The organism is Faecalibacterium sp. AM43-5AT, from assembly GCF_003603345.1.
GTDB classification, from domain to species: domain Bacteria; phylum Bacillota; class Clostridia; order Oscillospirales; family Ruminococcaceae; genus Faecalibacterium; species Faecalibacterium taiwanense.
This window is the reverse complement of the sequence record NZ_QVGZ01000013.1, coordinates 1-16,449: the sequence shown is the minus strand read 5'-3', so window position 1 is coordinate 16,449 and position 16,449 is coordinate 1. Positions and strand designations below refer to the sequence as shown.

Annotated in this window: 16 protein-coding genes and 1 pseudogene; 1 reads left to right on the top strand and 16 read right to left on the bottom strand. The window is 52.0% G+C overall.

Annotation, left to right across the window (positions count from 1 at the left end):
• Position 1: 1 nt before the first annotated feature.
• The 7 genes from DW937_RS12610 to DW937_RS12575 all read right to left on the bottom strand — a co-directional run bounded on the left by DW937_RS12610 (position 2) and on the right by DW937_RS12575 (position 6,139).
• On the bottom strand, positions 2-589 hold the full coding sequence (locus DW937_RS12610) for a pentapeptide repeat-containing protein (RefSeq protein ID WP_120121135.1): 588 nt from the start codon (positions 587-589) through the stop codon (positions 2-4).
• An 87-nt stretch (positions 590-676) separates the two neighbouring features.
• Entirely contained in the window at positions 677-1,453 is a 777-nt protein-coding gene (locus tag DW937_RS12605; protein WP_097778293.1) for an HAD family hydrolase, read from the bottom strand.
• Positions 1,438-1,899: a DUF523 domain-containing protein gene (locus tag DW937_RS12600; RefSeq protein ID WP_117535089.1), complete on the bottom strand. Its 462-nt coding sequence runs from the start codon at positions 1,897-1,899 to the stop codon at positions 1,438-1,440. Before DW937_RS12600 ends, DW937_RS12605 begins: the two co-directional genes overlap by 16 nt.
• Positions 1,900-1,984: 85 nt before the next feature.
• Entirely contained in the window at positions 1,985-2,284 is a 300-nt protein-coding gene (locus DW937_RS12595; protein ID WP_120019612.1) for a helix-turn-helix transcriptional regulator, read from the bottom strand.
• 331 nt (positions 2,285-2,615) lie between these two features.
• Entirely contained in the window at positions 2,616-2,963 is a 348-nt protein-coding gene (locus DW937_RS12590) for a desulfoferrodoxin family protein (protein WP_120121132.1), read from the bottom strand.
• Positions 2,964-3,161: 198 nt separating this feature from the next.
• Positions 3,162-4,490, bottom strand: coding sequence for a 6-phospho-alpha-glucosidase (locus DW937_RS12580; RefSeq protein WP_120019610.1), 1,329 nt, complete (start codon positions 4,488-4,490; stop codon positions 3,162-3,164).
• Positions 4,491-4,543: 53 nt separating this feature from the next.
• Positions 4,544-6,139: a PTS transporter subunit EIIC gene (locus DW937_RS12575; RefSeq protein WP_097778297.1), complete on the bottom strand. Its 1,596-nt coding sequence runs from the start codon at positions 6,137-6,139 to the stop codon at positions 4,544-4,546.
• Positions 6,140-6,403: 264 nt separating this feature from the next.
• On the opposite strand from DW937_RS12575, the gene DW937_RS12570 reads away from it, so the two are divergent.
• Positions 6,404-7,156 carry a MurR/RpiR family transcriptional regulator gene (locus DW937_RS12570; RefSeq protein WP_097778298.1) on the top strand — a complete coding sequence of 251 codons (753 nt, stop codon included), beginning with the start codon at positions 6,404-6,406 and terminating at the stop codon, positions 7,154-7,156.
• A gap of 199 nt (positions 7,157-7,355) precedes the next feature.
• Here the strand turns inward: DW937_RS12570 and DW937_RS15445 are convergent, their stop codons facing one another.
• The 9 genes and pseudogenes from DW937_RS15445 to DW937_RS12525 all read right to left on the bottom strand — a co-directional run bounded on the left by DW937_RS15445 (position 7,356) and on the right by DW937_RS12525 (position 16,427).
• Positions 7,356-7,484, bottom strand: coding sequence for a hypothetical protein (locus DW937_RS15445; protein WP_256372185.1), 129 nt, complete (start codon positions 7,482-7,484; stop codon positions 7,356-7,358).
• 63 nt (positions 7,485-7,547) lie between these two features.
• The gene (locus DW937_RS12565) at positions 7,548-8,630 is read right to left on the bottom strand and encodes a hypothetical protein (RefSeq protein ID WP_120121130.1); all 1,083 of its coding nucleotides are present in this window, start codon (positions 8,628-8,630) and stop codon (positions 7,548-7,550) included.
• An 18-nt stretch (positions 8,631-8,648) separates the two neighbouring features.
• Positions 8,649-9,167 (bottom strand): O-acetyl-ADP-ribose deacetylase, encoded by a 519-nt coding sequence (locus tag DW937_RS12560; RefSeq protein WP_097778300.1) that lies wholly within the window; start codon positions 9,165-9,167, stop codon positions 8,649-8,651.
• 10 nt (positions 9,168-9,177) lie between these two features.
• On the bottom strand, positions 9,178-9,705 hold the full coding sequence (locus DW937_RS12555; RefSeq protein WP_112144633.1) for an isochorismatase family protein: 528 nt from the start codon (positions 9,703-9,705) through the stop codon (positions 9,178-9,180).
• A gap of 114 nt (positions 9,706-9,819) precedes the next feature.
• On the bottom strand, positions 9,820-10,038 hold the full coding sequence (locus DW937_RS12550; protein WP_120121128.1) for an HFLK protein: 219 nt from the start codon (positions 10,036-10,038) through the stop codon (positions 9,820-9,822).
• A gap of 83 nt (positions 10,039-10,121) precedes the next feature.
• Positions 10,122-12,377 carry a DEAD/DEAH box helicase family protein gene (locus DW937_RS12545; protein WP_120121126.1) on the bottom strand — a complete coding sequence of 752 codons (2,256 nt, stop codon included), beginning with the start codon at positions 12,375-12,377 and terminating at the stop codon, positions 10,122-10,124.
• 495 nt (positions 12,378-12,872) lie between these two features.
• Complete coding sequence (locus DW937_RS12540; protein ID WP_097778303.1) at positions 12,873-13,208, bottom strand: helix-turn-helix transcriptional regulator; 336 nt, start codon at positions 13,206-13,208, stop codon at positions 12,873-12,875.
• A gap of 629 nt (positions 13,209-13,837) precedes the next feature.
• A pseudogene (locus tag DW937_RS15485) lies at positions 13,838-15,003 on the bottom strand (N-domain protein, SNF2 family); the annotation flags it as partial.
• Between the two features lie 1,067 nt (positions 15,004-16,070).
• On the bottom strand, positions 16,071-16,427 hold the full coding sequence (locus DW937_RS12525; RefSeq protein ID WP_120121208.1) for a TnpV protein: 357 nt from the start codon (positions 16,425-16,427) through the stop codon (positions 16,071-16,073).
• Positions 16,428-16,449: the final 22 nt, after the last annotated feature.

Genomic DNA, 16,449 nt, shown 5'->3' with positions numbered 1-16,449 from the left:
CTTATGACAGCTTGATCTTCAAATCTGCCAGCAGATTCACTGCTTCCGGCAGGGAAAATTTCGCATCCTTCAGGCGGCTGCCCAGAATGTCCACCCTATAACCGGCGGCATCCCGGAAATCCGCCTTGCGCAGGTCACACTGGTAGAATTCCGTTTCGTGAAGTTCCGCGCCCTTGAAATTCGCCAGCTGCATCTCGCATTTGGCAAACATTGAGCCGACAATTTCGTTGCCGTCCGAAAAGTCGAAGCGGTTGAAGTTCATTTCGGTGAAGGTGTTATATTTCAGACTGCACTCTTTCAGCGTGTGAATGGGGTCTGGGAAGGCACCATTGGACATCAGCGGTGCCCACTCGATTTCATTCAGGCGGCAGTCCTCAAAATCCAGCGACTGCACCGAGGAATGGGTACTGCGCAGACCTGTGATCTCACACCGCACGAATTTGCACTCGTTCAGCGTGGTATGATCCAGTTCGCATTTGGTAAAGGAGCAATCCACAAACACGCAGTCGGTAAAGTCGCAGTCCTCAAAAGTCTCCTCGGTGAACGACAGGTCAGCAAACCGTCCACCCTCACAATAACGCTCTGTCATAAAATTCTCCTGTCAGCGCAGTTCTTCCAGCAAAGCCGTGCAGCTTGTATCGTATCATTTCAAATTTGGAACGTGCGCGTTCCAAATTTACGCTTGCTTCAAGAACTCCCGCAGCACATCCTCTGGGCGGGGTGTATGGTTCGGGTACTTTTCCCGCAGCGGTGCGGCGGCACCATCCATAATGTAGGGCACACCCACAATGTCCAGCATCGACACATCGTTATAATTGTCGCCAAAAGCCATCACATCGGCAAGGTCGATGTCCAGCGTCTTGCAGATGCTGCGCACACCGATGCCCTTGTTGGCAAAGGTGGTGTCGATCCAGTACGGCCCTGCCACAGCGCAGTTCGCCTCTTTCCATCGTGGGACAAACCGTTCCGTGTAAGATTCTACGCCTTCGTGCAGATACACCGATACTTTTGTGATCTCCTCCGGCACCTCAGACGGGGCATGAATGATCTGATAGTTGTTCCCGATGAACTGGATGCGCTGGAGCATTCCCATGCCCCGCTCCATCAGGTAGGCGGTATTCTGACCGGAGAGCATCACTTCGCCCTGCCCGTCGCTGCGGGTCCACAGGTCGTTGGCGATTTCTTCGGCCAATGCACGGGGCATCGGATTCTTGGCGATGCACTGTTCGTCCTTATAGATCACGCCGCCGTTTTCGCAGAGAAACACACAGCAGTCCGCCACCGGTGCAAAGAGCTTGCGCAGGCTGGTATACTGCCGGCCGGATGCCGGGCAAAACAGAATGCCGCGCCGATGCAGCTCCCGTATCTGCTCAAAGATCTCGTCTTCCAGTTCCTTTTTGCCGTATTGCAGCAGCGTACCGTCAATGTCGCTGCAAATCAGTCTGATTGACATTTTCCGTCCTCATTTTTCAAGATAATTTTAGGCAATTCCCCGGCATCCAGAACACGGACGCCTTCGTCCATCAGCATCTTGGCAAAAACGCCCTGTCCGGGAATCTTTGTCCCGGAAAACGTTCCATCGTAAATTTCCTTCACGCCGCAGCTGGGACTGCGGGATTGTAGGATGGCAAGCTCCACCCCATTTTCTTTTGCAATGGCAAGGGCTTTCGCTGCACCTGCCCGGAACTCCCGGTCCACATTGATGCCCTCTTTGTTCGTGACAACGCCCTGCACGATTTCCGCCGGGCACCGCGGTGTGGGCAGGCCGCCCAGCACCTCCGGGCAGACCGGAACCACCTGATGCCCCCGCGCAAAATCGCAAACCGCCTGATTGTAATTGTTTCCGCCGCTGTATTTGCAGTTTTCGCCCAGCAGGCAGGCGCTGACCAGAATCTTCATTGTTGCGCGCTCCGTTTTTCAGATACTGAATCTTTTCCCTATTCTACCACGCTTTTGGGCATTGAAAAAGAGGATTTTGCTTTTCCTATCCCCATACCGGGAGGTCCGCCGTAATCTTTTCTAATTCCTGTGCAAGAAACGTCAGTCTTTCCCTCAGATGGTTGTTATGCGGTGCATCTCCGTTCAGCAGATAGTCCGTTCTGACATTCAGGCAGGACGAAAGATCCTGCAGCAACTCAATCGAGCAGCAGCGGCTTCCCGTTTCAACTTTTGCAAGATGATTCGCACTAACGTTCAGCATTATACTCTGCTGTTCCTGTGTAATCCCCTTCTTTTTCCGCAAATCGCGGATACGTCCGCCGAATTCTTTTGCATCAAATCGCATTGTTCAATCCTTTCCTTTGCGCCGGAAACACAAACAGGCCGAGACTCCTTTTCCGAGTCCCGGCCTGTTTTCAGCTTGAAAATGCACAATGACCGCGACTCGATGGAGCTGCTCTTGTGAGCAGCTCACGGAGTATTATCAGCCTTTAATGCATTTCAGGCAATTTTCCCTCTTGCGCAACTGAAACTTGCGCCATGGCGATATTATAGCAAGTGTTTTCATCACTGTATCCATCCCATTTATACACAGTTCCGAACCAAAAGAACCGCATAAAGTTCTCATCAAAAAACAGGGAGTGACATCAAATCACTCCCTGTTTGCATTGATTGTATCAGAGTTTCGTCATCCAAAGGCCATGCAGGTTGCAGTATGCGTAAACAGCCACCGGCTTTTCACTTCCCAGTTCAAACACCGCGTTGGGAGCCTGCCCCGGATTCAGATAGCGGATCTGCCCACCGTTCTCAGTCTCCACAAAAATCCACTGAATATAGTGAACATCCGCCATGGGGTGCTCCACCGCGCCCACTGTGACCGTGAGACGACTGCCGGAAAGCTCTGCCACCGGCAGATGCTTCTCGCCGCTGGCTTCCACCGTATTGGGAACCAGCTCTTTCATCTTCTCCCCGCAGCAGACCAGCGGAACGCCTGCGTTATGGATGGTATAGAGCCACGTTATCATAGCGGACAGATCGTATGGGTAAAGCGCTGCGAAGAACTTGAATGCGGAGATATCGGGATATTCGTATATGATGACTGCAGATACCTGTAAATATGACAGCAAAAAACTCCCCGGCATCCTTCTTGGAAGGAATGCCGGGGAGACGTTCAATGTTTTATGGGCTCAGTTGTCCGGTATCAGCCGCTGACGAAGTACTTATCAGTGCAGCTCCGGCCAGTAAGCCTTGTTGGCAACGATCATATCGTCCAAGATCTTCTTGGCGACCAGCAGGCTGGGCACGGTCTTGGACAGAGTAAAGGCCATCAGTGCCTTCTCGTAGGAGTGCTCCACAGCAGCATCCACGATCAGCTTCTCCACAGCCTCCTGCTGCTCGATCAGACCCTTGTAGAAGGTGGGAATCTCGCCCACACGCACGGGTTCCGGGCCGCGGTCGGTGATGTAAGCGGGAACCTCCACCATGGCGTCGGAGGGCAGGTTCTCCACAGCACCGTTGTTTTCCACCATGACCAGATAGCGCTTGCGCAGGTCGAAGGCAAGGCTCATGGCAACGTCCACGATGAACTCGCCGTGCACACCGCCGAAGAACTTGGTCAGGTCTACGTCCTTACCGGCACGATAATCTGCCACAGCATCAAAGATGCGCTTCTCGCGGCCTTCCATGACCTCATTGGCACGGGTGTGGTTGGGATCGCTGCTCTTTACAACTTCATCGCCCAGCAGGTAGTACTGCATATAGGTGTTGGGCAGATAGTCATGGAAAGCAGAGCAGATGTTCTTGGCGTTTGCGTAGGTGTGCAGCCAGGACGGATCGCTGTGCAGCACATCGCTCTTGGCGTTCTGGGGCATATAGCCGTGCTCTGCTACATAGCTCTTGAGCTTCTCGGTCACATCCTCACCGTTCAGGCGCACCTTGGTGAACCAGCCGAAGTGGTTCAGACCAAAGTAGTCCACTTCCAGATCATGACGGTCGCACTCCAGAATCTCGGCCATGTTGCGCTCGATGGCAACCGGCATATCGCAGATGTTCAGGATACGAGCCTTCGGGCGCAGACGGAAGGTTGCCTTTGCCACGATGGCAGCGGGGTTGGAGTAGTTGACGATCCAGTAGGTGGGCTTTGCGTACTTCTCGCAGTAATCGATCAGCTCCACCATGGGGTAGATGGTACGCAGACCGTAAGCCAGACCGCCAGGGCCGCAGGTCTCCTGACCCACAACGCCGTACTTCAGCGGGATTTTCTCGTCCTGCTCACGCATAGCGTACAGGCCGACACGCATCTGTGCAAAGATGAAATCTGCATCGGTCATGGCAACTTCCGGGTCGGTGGTCAGGGTCAGCTTCAGTTCCGGGTCGAACATTTCCACCACATGGCGGACGATGACACCCACAGCCTCCTGACGCTCTGCGTTGTTATCGTAGAGCACCAGCTCATTCAGCTTGAAGCGATCCTTCTGCACCAGCAGGCTCTTGACGATGCCGGGGGTATAAGTGCTGCCGCCGCCGGCGATGACCAGTTTGAACGTTTTCATAAGGCAAGCCTCCTATTATAATGTTTTTTGTATGATGAATAAAAGCGGATATCTTATTCTGCGCGGCCAAGGTAGCTGTCCACGATGGCACGCATCTTTCCCACTTTGGGGCCGTAAATGATCTGGATGTTGTTGCCCTTTACCACAAGACCTGCGGAGCCGGTGGGCTTGAACCACTCCTTGTCCTTGACCAGAGCGGCATCCTTGACCTGCACTCGCAGACGGGTCATGCAGTTATCGGTGTTCAGGATGTTCTCTGCACCGCCCAGTCCTTCCACGATATGGGCTGCGGTCTGTGCATCGTTTGCGCTGGCAGCAGTCTTTTCGGCTGCGCCGCTGCGAATCTGCTGCTTGACGGCAGCTGCGTTTGCGGCAAGGTCGGTGACTTCTTCGCCGTCCTCACGGCCGGGGGTCTTGAGGTTCATCTTCACGATGAGGAAGCGGAAAACGAGGTACATTACCACGATCTCCACCAGACCCACCAGCACGTACAGCGGCCAGTGGGTGCGGCCAATGCCTGCGGGCAGGTTCAGCACCAGAAAGTCAATGATGCCGTTGGTGGCGCAGACCCGGACGCCAATAAGGTAAACAATCATCTGGAACAGACCGTCCAGAACCGAGTACACCAGCCACAGCGCAGGAGCTGCAAACAGGAAGGTAAATTCCAGCGGCTCGGTCACGCCCACCAGACAGGCGGTAAGGGTAGCCGGGATGATCTGTGCCTTGGTGGCAGCCTTCTTCTCCTTTTTGGCGGTGGAGATAAAAGCCATTGCCACGCCGATCACGCCGAAGGTCTTCATCAGACCGTAGGTCAGAAAACGTGCGGAATCCCGCATCATTGCCACGCTGGGGTCACTGAGCAGGGCAAGGAACACAGGCTTTGCGCCAACGATCTGCTCACCGCCGATGATCATGCTGTCGCCCAGTGCGGAGTAGAGGAAGGGCGACCAGACCAGATGATGCAGACCCGTGGGGATCAGCACGCGGTTCAAGAAACCGTACAGGAACACGCCGAACGCGCCTGCACTTGCCATGACACCGGTCAGGGCGTTGATACCCGCCGCAGCCACAGGCCAGACGTAGCTGGCAACCACCGCCATGACCAGAACGATGGGCAGCAGCACCACAAAGACGAACTTGCTGTTGCCGTACATGGCCATGGCACCTTCAAACTCGGTGTCGATGAAGCGGTTGTGGACCAGCGCCACCACCACGCCAAGGATCATGCCCAGAAATACGCCCATGTCGGTAACGTGATAGCCGAGGCAGATGGTCTGACCGGTGCCGTACAAAGCGCTTGCCGTATCACCGGCGATGGTCAGTCCTGCCACATCCAGCCAGCGGGCATTGGCTGCCAGCCAGACCAGATAGCTGACCAGTGCCAGAAATGCCGCATCTGCCTTGCGCTTTTTGGCAAGGCTCATTGCGATGCCCACGCAGAACAGGATACCCAGATTGCCAATGACTGCACTAACGCCGCCATTGATGAATTTGCCGAGGGTCCAGACAACACCGCCCTCTGTCACCAGTGCCGTGTTGCTCATGACCGAAGAAATCGCCTGCAGCATACCCGCAATGGGCAGGAACAGAACGGGGCCCATCAAAGCTTTGGAAAAGCTCTGCATCGCATCCATAACTTTTTGTTTCATTGGTGTTCTCCTAACGTTCCATGAATCTCTCTTTTCAAATTGTCTCTTCGTTTCGGGGGTGCACCTTACCGTTTCGATGGCTTGATTATATCACTCTGCACAAAAAAATCTACCGAATTGGACTTTTTTTGAACTTGTTCGCAAAAGCTGAAACATGTTTCGCTTTCATGTTGGATACATCGAAATGTTTATTGACAAAATACGCGATTCAGCGTATACTTTATGGAATCAAGCCGTTCTTTGATTCGAAAATCGGAGTAAAATATGAAACACGACCTTTACAAACTGGCAGATCAGCACCATCTGAATGCCAACGAGCAGCAGCTTTTGCAGGCGGTGCTGGAAACCGCAAAAAACGGCGGTCAGTGCAGCGTGCGAGAGTTTGCAGCGCAGAATTATACCTCCCCGGCGGCCGTGATCCGGCTGAGCAAAAAGATGGGCTATACCGGCTACACCGATATGATCTACCGCATCGGTTTTCTGATCCAGAACGAGATCGATAACAAAAACCACGCCTCCGACATTACCGCCTTTATCGGGGATATCCCCGAAGAAAAAATGCACAGCTTTGTGGAGCTGCTCCACGAAAACCGGCAAAAGCCCATTCTTGTGACCGGCACCGGGTTCTGTGCCCCTTTGCAGGAATTTATGGTGCGGAAGCTGCTGGTTCTGGGCTACTGCGCCATCGGCTCCAACAGTTATGAGGTCTACGAAAGCGGTGCACTGAATGCCGGGCTGGTCATCGCCATCAGCAAAAGCGGAAAGACCAATACCATCCTGAAGCCGGTGCAGGACTCCTTTGCACAGCACCGGAGCATCATTGCCTTTGTGGGTGCCGACAATTCTCCCATCGCCCGCTGTGCAGACCCTGCCTTTGTGCTGCTGGACGACAAGATGCTGGACGACCGGAACCTTACCGCCAACTATTTCTATGCGCGCGTGCTTATCACCTTTGAATACCTCATGGATCTTGTTCTGGAGAAGGACGAGCATCCGAACGGAAAAGAAGGGCAGTGAGCGGTTTTCACGCCTGAGAATACGGTCTCTCCTTTCCAATGCCACCAGAAAAGCCGCCCCGGCTAAACCCGGAGCGGCTTTTCTGGTGCAGATATAAAAAGCTAATTATTCAATTTTGACCCGGTGTCCAGAAAACTGGGTACACATTATTTCAAGCTGAAACGCTGTCACTCTGTAGGAACTGCGTAATGTCTGACGATTATCCTTCTACTTTGACCGTAGCACGATTGCTCTTTGCGTTTCCATCCGCATCCAGCGTGATCTGCACAAAATGTTCCGGCTTGTCGTAATCCTTTGTCTCGCCGTCATCGGTAAGAAACTCTGACATTGGCTGGAGCAATTGGGGCTTCAGCCTTATTTTCAATCCAATAGCTGCGGTTGTGCAGCTATTTCAATACAATATCCTCGAAACGTGATGTTCCTGTTTGCCCAGATACAGTTCCACGACCATCCTGCCGCTTTCACTGTTGCAGAGTTCTTCCTTGCAGTAGCCGCAGAGCTTTCCTTCCGCTTCCGATACATAGCGGTGCAGCGATTCCTGCAGGTCTTTCGGGATGCTGCTCCATGGAATGACATAGCTCATGCCAGTATCCCCCACATCCACGGTGCAGGCCCGCTCACTGTCCTCATCGGACAAAATCAGGTTCACCAGAAACACATCCGCAAACGGTGCTCCCTGATACTCTGCCTTTTGCCGTCTGCGCTCTGTCCGAAGCTCGTCCAGTGCCCGATTCAGGTCATTTTCTGTCAGCGTGGACTTGTACAACAGGACATGCAGTTTCTGCTCCACCGCCCCACTGTCATTCTGACCGTTGGCCGGGAGTTCTACATCTGCATGGATGGCGCAAATTTGTTTCTGCATCGCAGTGCGCAGAGTTTCCAGTTTCTGCTGCCGTTCTGCTTCCAATTGCTGTGCGGACTTTTGATGTACTTCTTTGGCTTCTGACTGTTGCGCAGCATGCTCCTGCTTGGGCTCTGGCTTAGGCTTTGACCATTCGCTGTGCTTTTCTGCGTCAGCCTCCGAAACGTTTTGCCCTAGTACAGTCGGCACCGACACGCTTTTGGCACCGCTTTGTGCTACCGATGCTTTCTGTGCCGCAGAAGGACGCTCCGCTCTCTTTGGTTTTACCGACCGCGTTGCACCTGTGCCCGTGTTTTTCGCTTCCGGCCTTGGTGTTTTCACTTCAGGAGCAGAATTCTTGACACTTGCCGGTCGAGCCTGTGTCTGCATCTGCCAGAAATCGCCGCCGGTGCGCTGACAATAGGATGTCTCCGCTCGTTTCCGGCTGCTGCGTACACCTTCACAGATCCACGAAAAAATCAGATAGCGCTCCAGCGTATTCCAAAAGCTGCTGCGCCGATAGCGGGGTTTATGACGTCCACGGGACGCATACACAATCACCGACAAACATCCGAAGAACAGAAAACCTGCCGCAAAACCGATCCCTGTAAACAGCTTTTTGAAAAAGCCCATCTCTCACACCTCTTCCGGTTACAGCCTTGCCTGATACACCCGCTCCGTCCGGGCATCGAAGCAGCAGAAAATCACCTGCATTGCGTAATCCGCATGTGCTTCCAGCCACTGCGCCACTGTTTTGACCGCAATCTCCGTGGCATCTTCCAGCGGGTAGCCATACACGCCGGTCGAAATTGCCGGGAACGCAATGCTATGGACATCATGCTCTTTGGCAAGGTTCAGCGAATTGCGGTAGCAGTCCGCCAGCTGCGTGGCATCCTCTGCTGTGCCGGAATAAATTGGCCCTACTGTATGAATGATATACTTTGCTTTCAACTGGTAGCCCTTAGTGATTTTTGCTTCTCCGGTGCGGCAGCCGTGCAGCGTGCGGCACTCCGCCAACAGTTCCGGCCCTGCTGCCCGGTGGATGGCACCATCCACACCGCCGCCCCCCAGCAGACTGCGATTGGCCGCATTCACGATGCCGTCACAGTCCAGTTTGGTAATATCACCCTCCACCACTTGAATCTGATTTTTTACTTTTTCAGAAATCATTGTAAACACCTCACTTTTTGAGCAGCTCCAGCGCCTTGTCCATAGGCACGCAGTCAGCATAGCGGTCCGGCCAGAGGAACTCATTATAATAGCGGTAGCTCTGCTCCCCCGTCATGTACTCGTTGTCCTGCGTGGAATTTGCATAGGCAGGAACGATCATGTGCAGGCCATGCTCAAAGCCCGCCTCCACCGTTGCATTGATGCAGAAGTCGGTCATGATGCCGCAGACCATCACATCTTTTTCGCCCTTTTCCGTCAGATATTCCAGCAGACCGCTTTCTTTTTTGAACGCACTGCATACGGTTTTGACGAACCGTTTTTCAGTCAGCAGCGGTGCAAACCCGGAATAGACCTCAAATTCATCGTCTCCGATGGAAAAGCCTGTACCGGGCCCATCGTCATGCTGGACATAGACGACCTCGATTCCCTGTTCGCGGGCAGTCCGGATTAGTTTCCTGATGTTGCTGACAAACTTTTCAAACGCATACAGGCGTTCATCCACGATACCTTTCTGTGTATCCACAACCAGTAAAACCATGTGTAAGCCCTCCTGTGTATCTTTGGTTTCATCCTACCATAGACCGTTGCTTTCTACAAGCGGATTCAAAAAATCCCCACAGGGAAAACCTGTGTTTCACCTGCAGGGATTGATTCAACCACCCGAGACGATCAGGATCAGCACCACGACCACTGCAATAGCGATCAGGCAGCCGTACCCGCTGCCGTCCCCGCCGCCACCGCCATTGTTGTTGCGGTTTCCACCACCACCACCGCCGCCGGACGAGCCGCCGAAGTTGCGGTTGAACGCCGTCATGTACTGGGCATAGCCCGTATCGCCTTTGCCGAAGTAACCATAATCACCGTTTGACATTGTTTTGTCCTCCTCAGAAGTCTGTTGTCGCTTCTTCTGAAGGCATCTTACAAAAAGTGATGTCCAATAAACATCCTTTCTAATTATTTTTTGAACCTCATATAATATTTTTCAAGGCTCTTGTCGCAGACGTCCACAATATGCAGCCAGTCTTCCCGTGTCAGCTTGCGGAAGATGATGGGATTCACTTCAACGGTCTCTACATCTTTGCAGCGCATCAGAAAGCGCATGTCTTCAAAACGCTTGAACGGATTGGACAGAATGTTCTTCTCCACATCCTTCTTAGTATAGCCACCCTTTTGGTAGATACTGTTGGGCTTTTCCGCAATCATCCCATGCGCCTTACGGTCTTCATAGAAGTCAATGAAGTAATCTACCACATCCGGCAGGGCAACTCTGCCATTGCTGTCCATATACTCATAAATCGCTTTGAGCAGGACCGGCTTATAGGAGAAGCTCATATCCATCGTTTCAATGAATTTCATGAACTTATCTGCCATATTTTGCGGCGTGATGAGATCCCAGCCGTACTGCTTGGCAATGTTTCGGACACTTTCTTCGCGGAAATAGTGGAACATCCGCTTGTCGCCAAACGGGACAGAAAGATCCGGCTTGATTTTTCCATCCTTGATATAACGATCTACCGTTTCGGATTGCACATCTACCATCCGAACAAACTCAATCTGCGAGATCATATCCTTGACGCTGTTCTGCCAATTGAACAAGTCGATGATTTCGTAGTCGTCTACATCAATCGGCACATCCAGCCACGCTTCCGGCTTTTCTCCCTTGAACAGCATGTCCTGATCCAGCTTCCGCTTGTTCTCCGGGGCCAGCACATAGGCCATGGGCTGATATTTTGAAATATCCAGCACCCGATGCAGACTGTAGGGCATATTGAACATATTGGCGTTGTCTACAAAATCAATCACCAGCAGGTCATCTTTTCCCGGACAGCGGCGGGTGCCTCGCCCAAGCTGCTGCATATAGATTGTTTTAGACATTGTGGGCCGTGCCATGAACAGCACTGTGGTATGAGGACTATCCCAGCCCTCATTCAGCAAGTCACAGGCACAAAGAACATTCGTAGAACCGGTTTCGTAATCTTTCAGGATCTTATCCCGGATTTCTACCCGGTCACGCCCGGAAACAGCCTCTGCTTTCACCCCATTGTCGCGCAGCAGCTTCGCAATCTCCGCCGCATGATCTACACTTGCGCAAAAAATCACAGTCTTCTTGCCATTCACGTACTTCAGATAGGTATCAACAATCAACTGATTGCGTTCCGGAATGAACAGCTTACTTTCCAGATCCTGCGAGTTGTATTTGATGCCGTTGATCCGCACATCGGTTAGATCAATGTTGGTTTTGACCCGGATGCAGCGAATCGGCACCAGTACACCGCGCTCCACTGCAGTCTTCAGGTCCATTTTGTGGGCAACATTCTGGAACAACTCCAGCATATCCTCGCCATCACTGCGCTCTGGTGTTGCAGTCAAGCCCAGAATAAACTTCGGATGGAAGTAGGTAAAGATTTTTTGATAAGTATTAGCCGCTGCATGGTGGCATTCATCCACGATCAAATAATCAAAATCTGTCGGGGAGAATTTTTCCAAATCCTTGGAGATGCTCTGCACCGTTGCAAAAATGACCGTCTGGGTCATATCCTTCTGGCTTCCGGTGTACTCTCCCAAGCTTGCTTCCGGCCAGACCTTGGCGAAAGTCTCTTTTGCCTGAGATGCCAGCTTCAGGGCGTTGACCAGAAACAGCGTGCGTCCGCCCACTGCCTTGGCATCCGTTGCTGCTGTGATAGTTTTACCTACGCCGGTTGCGTGGTACAGCAGCGCGATGGTTTTACCATCCTCACGCATCTTCTTCAGGTTGTCGATAGCCTCCTGCTGGTAATCCCGCAGCTCTATTGTCTGCCCCATCTGAACCGGAAGATCTGCTTCAAAAGCCTTGAACATGGGACTGCTGCCCAAAAAGGTAATCAGCTCATCCTTAACCTTTTCCGGTTGTTTTTCAAGCTGGCTGTAAATCCAACGATATACTTTCCAGTTGTCATAGATCAGACTGTTCTGCTTCAGGAGATCATCCGCATACTTGTTCTCAGACACCTTGCTTGGGTTATGGTAGGTTTCGCCGTCTATCTCAATCGCAATTTTGGATTCAGGAGATTCCAGCGCAAAATCGATATAACGGTGCCGACCATAAATGTCCACGCAGGGGTACTGAACCTGCAAATTTTCGGTCTTTTCCGGGCCAAAAGCCTCACAGAACAACTGCACAAACAGCTCCTCCGCACGGCTGTTGACACTGGTCGCTTTTGATGGCTCCATGGTGGCCTCCCAGTCATATCATAGCTGCTTCAAACGAGTACCCCATCGCCCGCGAACATTCGCAGTTGGTTTGTTTTCTTTCAGTCTTGCCATGATTCCATCTTCTTTCTACCAAAATAAAGCAGTAATTGACAATTTTCAATTTACTATATCAAAGTATACTCTTTGCTTAATTTTCAGGCAATGTTTTTGTGAAAATTCCAACATTTCAAGTTGCTTTCCGTACCTTTAAACAAAAAATTTCCGTTATCTTTGTGGATTGTAACAGCTTGCGCAAGCAGGGCGTCTGTCTATACAAACGCCATTTTTGCTTCGCAAAATGCTTGTTGGGAATTCCCAAACCCTTTGTGATCTGCATCGTACCGCTGCAGGCTGCGCGTTCCTGCCGAACGCTTTTTGATGGAGTTCATGATTCAGTGATATATTCGCTGGGCACAGCCCCACTTAAAAGAAAAAGTGCCGACAATGATTTTGTCAGCACCCACTGTAACCTATTTACTTCTCTTTGATGTACGGTATGTTATCGATATATGCGTTCAAAATATCGGTTGCAGCTTTCTTCTGCCCCGGTGTAAGACGGCTCAACTTCCGGTTCAGCTCATCATCTGCCACATAAGATGCTGGGGCTGCGGAGTCCCGGATCAACACATCTGCGGGAACATCCAATGCTTCAACGATCCGGATGAAAGTGTCCAGACTTGGCGTCTTCACCCCACGTTCCAAATCACCCACATAGTTTACAGACAGATCTGCTTTCTCGGCCAGTTTATCCATTGTCCAGCCTTTTTTCCTGCGTTGTTCTCTGATTCGTTGGCCTAAAAGTGTTTTCATAACATCCTCGCATTCTATTAGCGTTAGTTACACACCACTAGAATAAAGGCCGTGTATTTCTTTATACACAATCAGTTGGCGTTTGTTTAACTCAATTAGCGTTTGTTTCGGACAGAAAATTTTAGAGCATTTCTTTGTTCAAATCATCAATGGCCTTTTTGAACCGGGCATGCTACAATAGCAATGTTGTGCAATGCACATCAAACAAGAATAAAGGGAGCTGCCGAACGTGGATTCAATCTACCTGCTGCCCGGTGAAGAACGCTGTGTCAATTTCAGAGATTCCGATGGCATCCCAAAGGTACACTACACATATTGTTCTTTGCACGGCAGACTTTTCAACTGCACCTGCCGCTCAAAGGACGAAGCGCAGCGGTTATGTGAGGATTGGCTCGTCACGCAGGACCGCTGCTATATAAACTAAAAAAGCCACCGAGGATTCTTTCCCAAAACGGATTGGGATCGAATTCTCGGTGACTTTCGTTTTATCGGGTCTGCTGCTGTTCCTGTTCGCTCCTGTTGTCTGCAAAAAACATTTCTACGTTTTTCTGCGCCTTCATCAGTTCCTGCATTCTCTCTCGTGCTTTCCGATAGCTCGGATATTCTGCTTTTTTCTTTTTCAGAAGCTCAACATCTCCTTCCACCACGGTATAACTGAAGTTCTTCACATCGGGGTCTGCAGGCAGGGTCCTGCGCTCCGCTTCCGTCTCTGCAATGTCCGGCACCTCCGCAGCAGCTTCCAGATACTGCCCTTCCAACTGCTGTACAGCCTCACGGAGCTGGTCTGCCAGATTTGCACCTTCTATCGGGACGACCGTAGCTTCTTCTTTGCCATACTGTGTGTTTTCAGTGGTCAATTTGCCCAGAATCATCTCCGGGTGGTCCGCAAAGTAGCTGTTGATGGCGATGCCATCTGCCGTCTTTCCCAGCTGCACCCATGCAGGTTCATGATCCATGGGCCGGTCGCGTTTCTGCAAAAAGATGATGTCACTGACAACATCAGTGCCCGCATTGGCGCGGAATGCGTTGTTTGGCAGGCGGATTGCTCCCAGCAGATCCGCACGCTCCGCAATATGCTTCCGGGCAGCAGAATCCTTACTGTCCAGCGTATAGCGGCTGGTGACAAATGCCACAATGCCGCCGGGCCGCACCTGGTCGATGGCTTTCGCAAAGAAATAATTGTGGATGCTGAAGTTCAGCTTGTTATACGCTTTGTCGTTGACTTTGTAATTGCCAAACGGTACGTTGCCGACCGCTAAATCGTAGAAATCCCGCCTATCCGTGGTTTCAAATCCGGCCACTTTGATGTTGGCCTCCAGGTACAGCTTTTGGGCAATCCGGCCCGTGATACTGTCCAGTTCCACACCGTACAGGCGGCTGTCTGCCATGCTCTCGGGCAGCATCCCGAAGAAGTTGCCAACGCCCATGGACGGTTCCAGAATGTTACCGTACGGAAACCCATGCGTTCCACCGCATCATAGATGGCCCGGATGATAGTGGGGCTGGTGTAGTGAGCGTTCAGAACAGAGCCGCGGGCAGCTTTGTATTCCTCCTCGGAGAGCAGCCCTTTCAATTCGGCGTACTCCTTTGCCCAACTGTTCTTGTCCGGGTCAAAGGCATCCGCCAAACCACCCCAGCCTACATACTGCGAAAGCACCTGCTGTTCTTCGGCAGTGGCACCGCGGTGCCCCTGTTCCAGGGTGAACAGCGTTTTGATGGCTTTGATATTCCGGGCGAACTTCTGTTTGGGACCGCCTGCGCCGAGTTCCTCATCCGTAATACGGAAATTTCCGGCGAGCTCCGGAGCACCTTCTTCATTCAGACCTTCTTCTGCAGCGGCCGCCTCCGGGGTCGTCGGCACCTCATTGACTTCTATCGAAACGGGCAGCTTATTCGAATCTTCACCGGGCAGCCCCAATCCATCCGAGACCAAAACCGGCGGTTCCGGTTCCTGCTCATACAGTTCCCTCACAACTGCCAGCGGTGCTTCCCGAAAAATCGGCATCCGCAGGTCGGCCAGTGCCATATCCTGCAGGGCAACACTGTCCTTGTCAAAATCAACCTTGTCTACCCGGAATTCCCGGCCTTCCATGTGGACAATGGAACCGACCGGCAGATACTCCTCTCTGCGCAGATATTTGGTCTGATGGTGAGTGCCATCTTCATTCAGGCCGGCAAGGTAGATATTTTCACCGCACTCCCACAGCTGCTTGGCACGATACACCCACTGCTCCCTGAGAAAACCTGTGACTGTCACAGTTCCCAGCGCCGTTTCTCTTTCCAGCAGCTTTCCGCCGGTCAGTTCACAGATTTTCCTGGCATCCTCGCCGTAGAACTCGAACTGTCCGTTTTGCTCAAAACCTACCAGTGCATCCGGGTACTGTACTTTCAGCGCATTATATTCGGCGGCACTGTCGGCATTTAGTCCAAAATACAGTTCAATCGCGCTTTTTTCTTTATCTGTCAGATAGCGGTCGGCCTGCATCATCAGATCAATATATTTTTCCACCTGATTCCAGCGAAGAAATATCTTCTGATGGTCCGGATAATGTTCAAATGTCAGTCCCTTGCTGTCGTGGTCAAGCCAACCACTGCTTCCATCCAGATAGGTGTGCGAACATCCACCGGGACCGTGCGGTGCATATTCTTTGGCAAGCGCTTTTGCCCGGAGTTTTCGGTCAGGCTGTGTCTGATAAATCTCCCAAATCCAAAGCTTACTGTTTTCAAAGTTAGAATCTCTCCGCAGTGCTTTTTCAATATCAGCTTGTGACAAAACAAAAGCGGAGGACGATTTCTCGTTCTCCGCTTGGTCGATGGATTCGATTTGCTGTGCTTCCGTGGGGATGGCCGCCTCCAGAAAATTCAGCTGTAAATCAGCTCGGTCAGGATCATTTCCTCTGCCTGCGCTTTCAGACTGTTTATGTGCTGCACCCACATCAGTTGGTTCTGCGCTTTGTCCGGGGCCGGGTTCTGCTTCAGCAGTTCGGCCATCATCTGCTGCATCCGGCTCTCTGCCGTCTGCTCCACCTCCATCAGATGCGGGTACAAGCTCCCCGACAGGAGCATCGTGTGGTACAGTACCGGGCGCTGCTCCTTCAGGTAGGTCCGGCGCAGCCTGCCGTACTTGCCCAGCGGCTTCCGGGGCTGGTTCAGAATCAGGTTCGGGAGCTGGTAGTCCCCGACGGTCAAGTAGGTCACGTTCCTGCTGTTCGTATTCATATTGGCTCCTTTCTGCATTGCG

Excerpts from the sequence above, each read along its gene's own strand:
- DW937_RS15445 (WP_256372185.1), bottom strand. The coding sequence starts at position 7,484 with ATGTCAGAGTTTCTTACCGATGACGGCGAGACAAAGGATTACGACAAG.
- DW937_RS12600 (WP_117535089.1), bottom strand. The coding sequence starts at position 1,899 with ATGAAGATTCTGGTCAGCGCCTGCCTGCTGGGCGAAAACTGCAAATAC.
- DW937_RS12555 (WP_112144633.1), bottom strand. The coding sequence starts at position 9,705 with ATGGTTTTACTGGTTGTGGATACACAGAAAGGTATCGTGGATGAACGC.
- DW937_RS12540 (WP_097778303.1), bottom strand. The coding sequence starts at position 13,208 with ATGAAAACACTTTTAGGCCAACGAATCAGAGAACAACGCAGGAAAAAA.
- DW937_RS12610 (WP_120121135.1), bottom strand. The coding sequence starts at position 589 with ATGACAGAGCGTTATTGTGAGGGTGGACGGTTTGCTGACCTGTCGTTC.
- DW937_RS12605 (WP_097778293.1), bottom strand. The coding sequence starts at position 1,453 with ATGTCAATCAGACTGATTTGCAGCGACATTGACGGTACGCTGCTGCAA.
- DW937_RS12550 (WP_120121128.1), bottom strand. The coding sequence starts at position 10,038 with ATGTCAAACGGTGATTATGGTTACTTCGGCAAAGGCGATACGGGCTAT.
- DW937_RS12580 (WP_120019610.1), bottom strand. The coding sequence starts at position 4,490 with ATGAAAACGTTCAAACTGGTCATCGCCGGCGGCGGCAGCACTTATACC.
- DW937_RS12575 (WP_097778297.1), bottom strand. The coding sequence starts at position 6,139 with ATGAAACAAAAAGTTATGGATGCGATGCAGAGCTTTTCCAAAGCTTTG.
- DW937_RS12560 (WP_097778300.1), bottom strand. The coding sequence starts at position 9,167 with ATGATTTCTGAAAAAGTAAAAAATCAGATTCAAGTGGTGGAGGGTGAT.
- DW937_RS12545 (WP_120121126.1), bottom strand. The coding sequence starts at position 12,377 with ATGGAGCCATCAAAAGCGACCAGTGTCAACAGCCGTGCGGAGGAGCTG.
- DW937_RS12565 (WP_120121130.1), bottom strand. The coding sequence starts at position 8,630 with ATGGGCTTTTTCAAAAAGCTGTTTACAGGGATCGGTTTTGCGGCAGGT.
- DW937_RS12595 (WP_120019612.1), bottom strand. The coding sequence starts at position 2,284 with ATGCGATTTGATGCAAAAGAATTCGGCGGACGTATCCGCGATTTGCGG.
- DW937_RS12590 (WP_120121132.1), bottom strand. The coding sequence starts at position 2,963 with ATGATAACGTGGCTCTATACCATCCATAACGCAGGCGTTCCGCTGGTC.
- DW937_RS12525 (WP_120121208.1), bottom strand. The coding sequence starts at position 16,427 with ATGAATACGAACAGCAGGAACGTGACCTACTTGACCGTCGGGGACTAC.
- DW937_RS12570 (WP_097778298.1), top strand. The coding sequence starts at position 6,404 with ATGAAACACGACCTTTACAAACTGGCAGATCAGCACCATCTGAATGCC.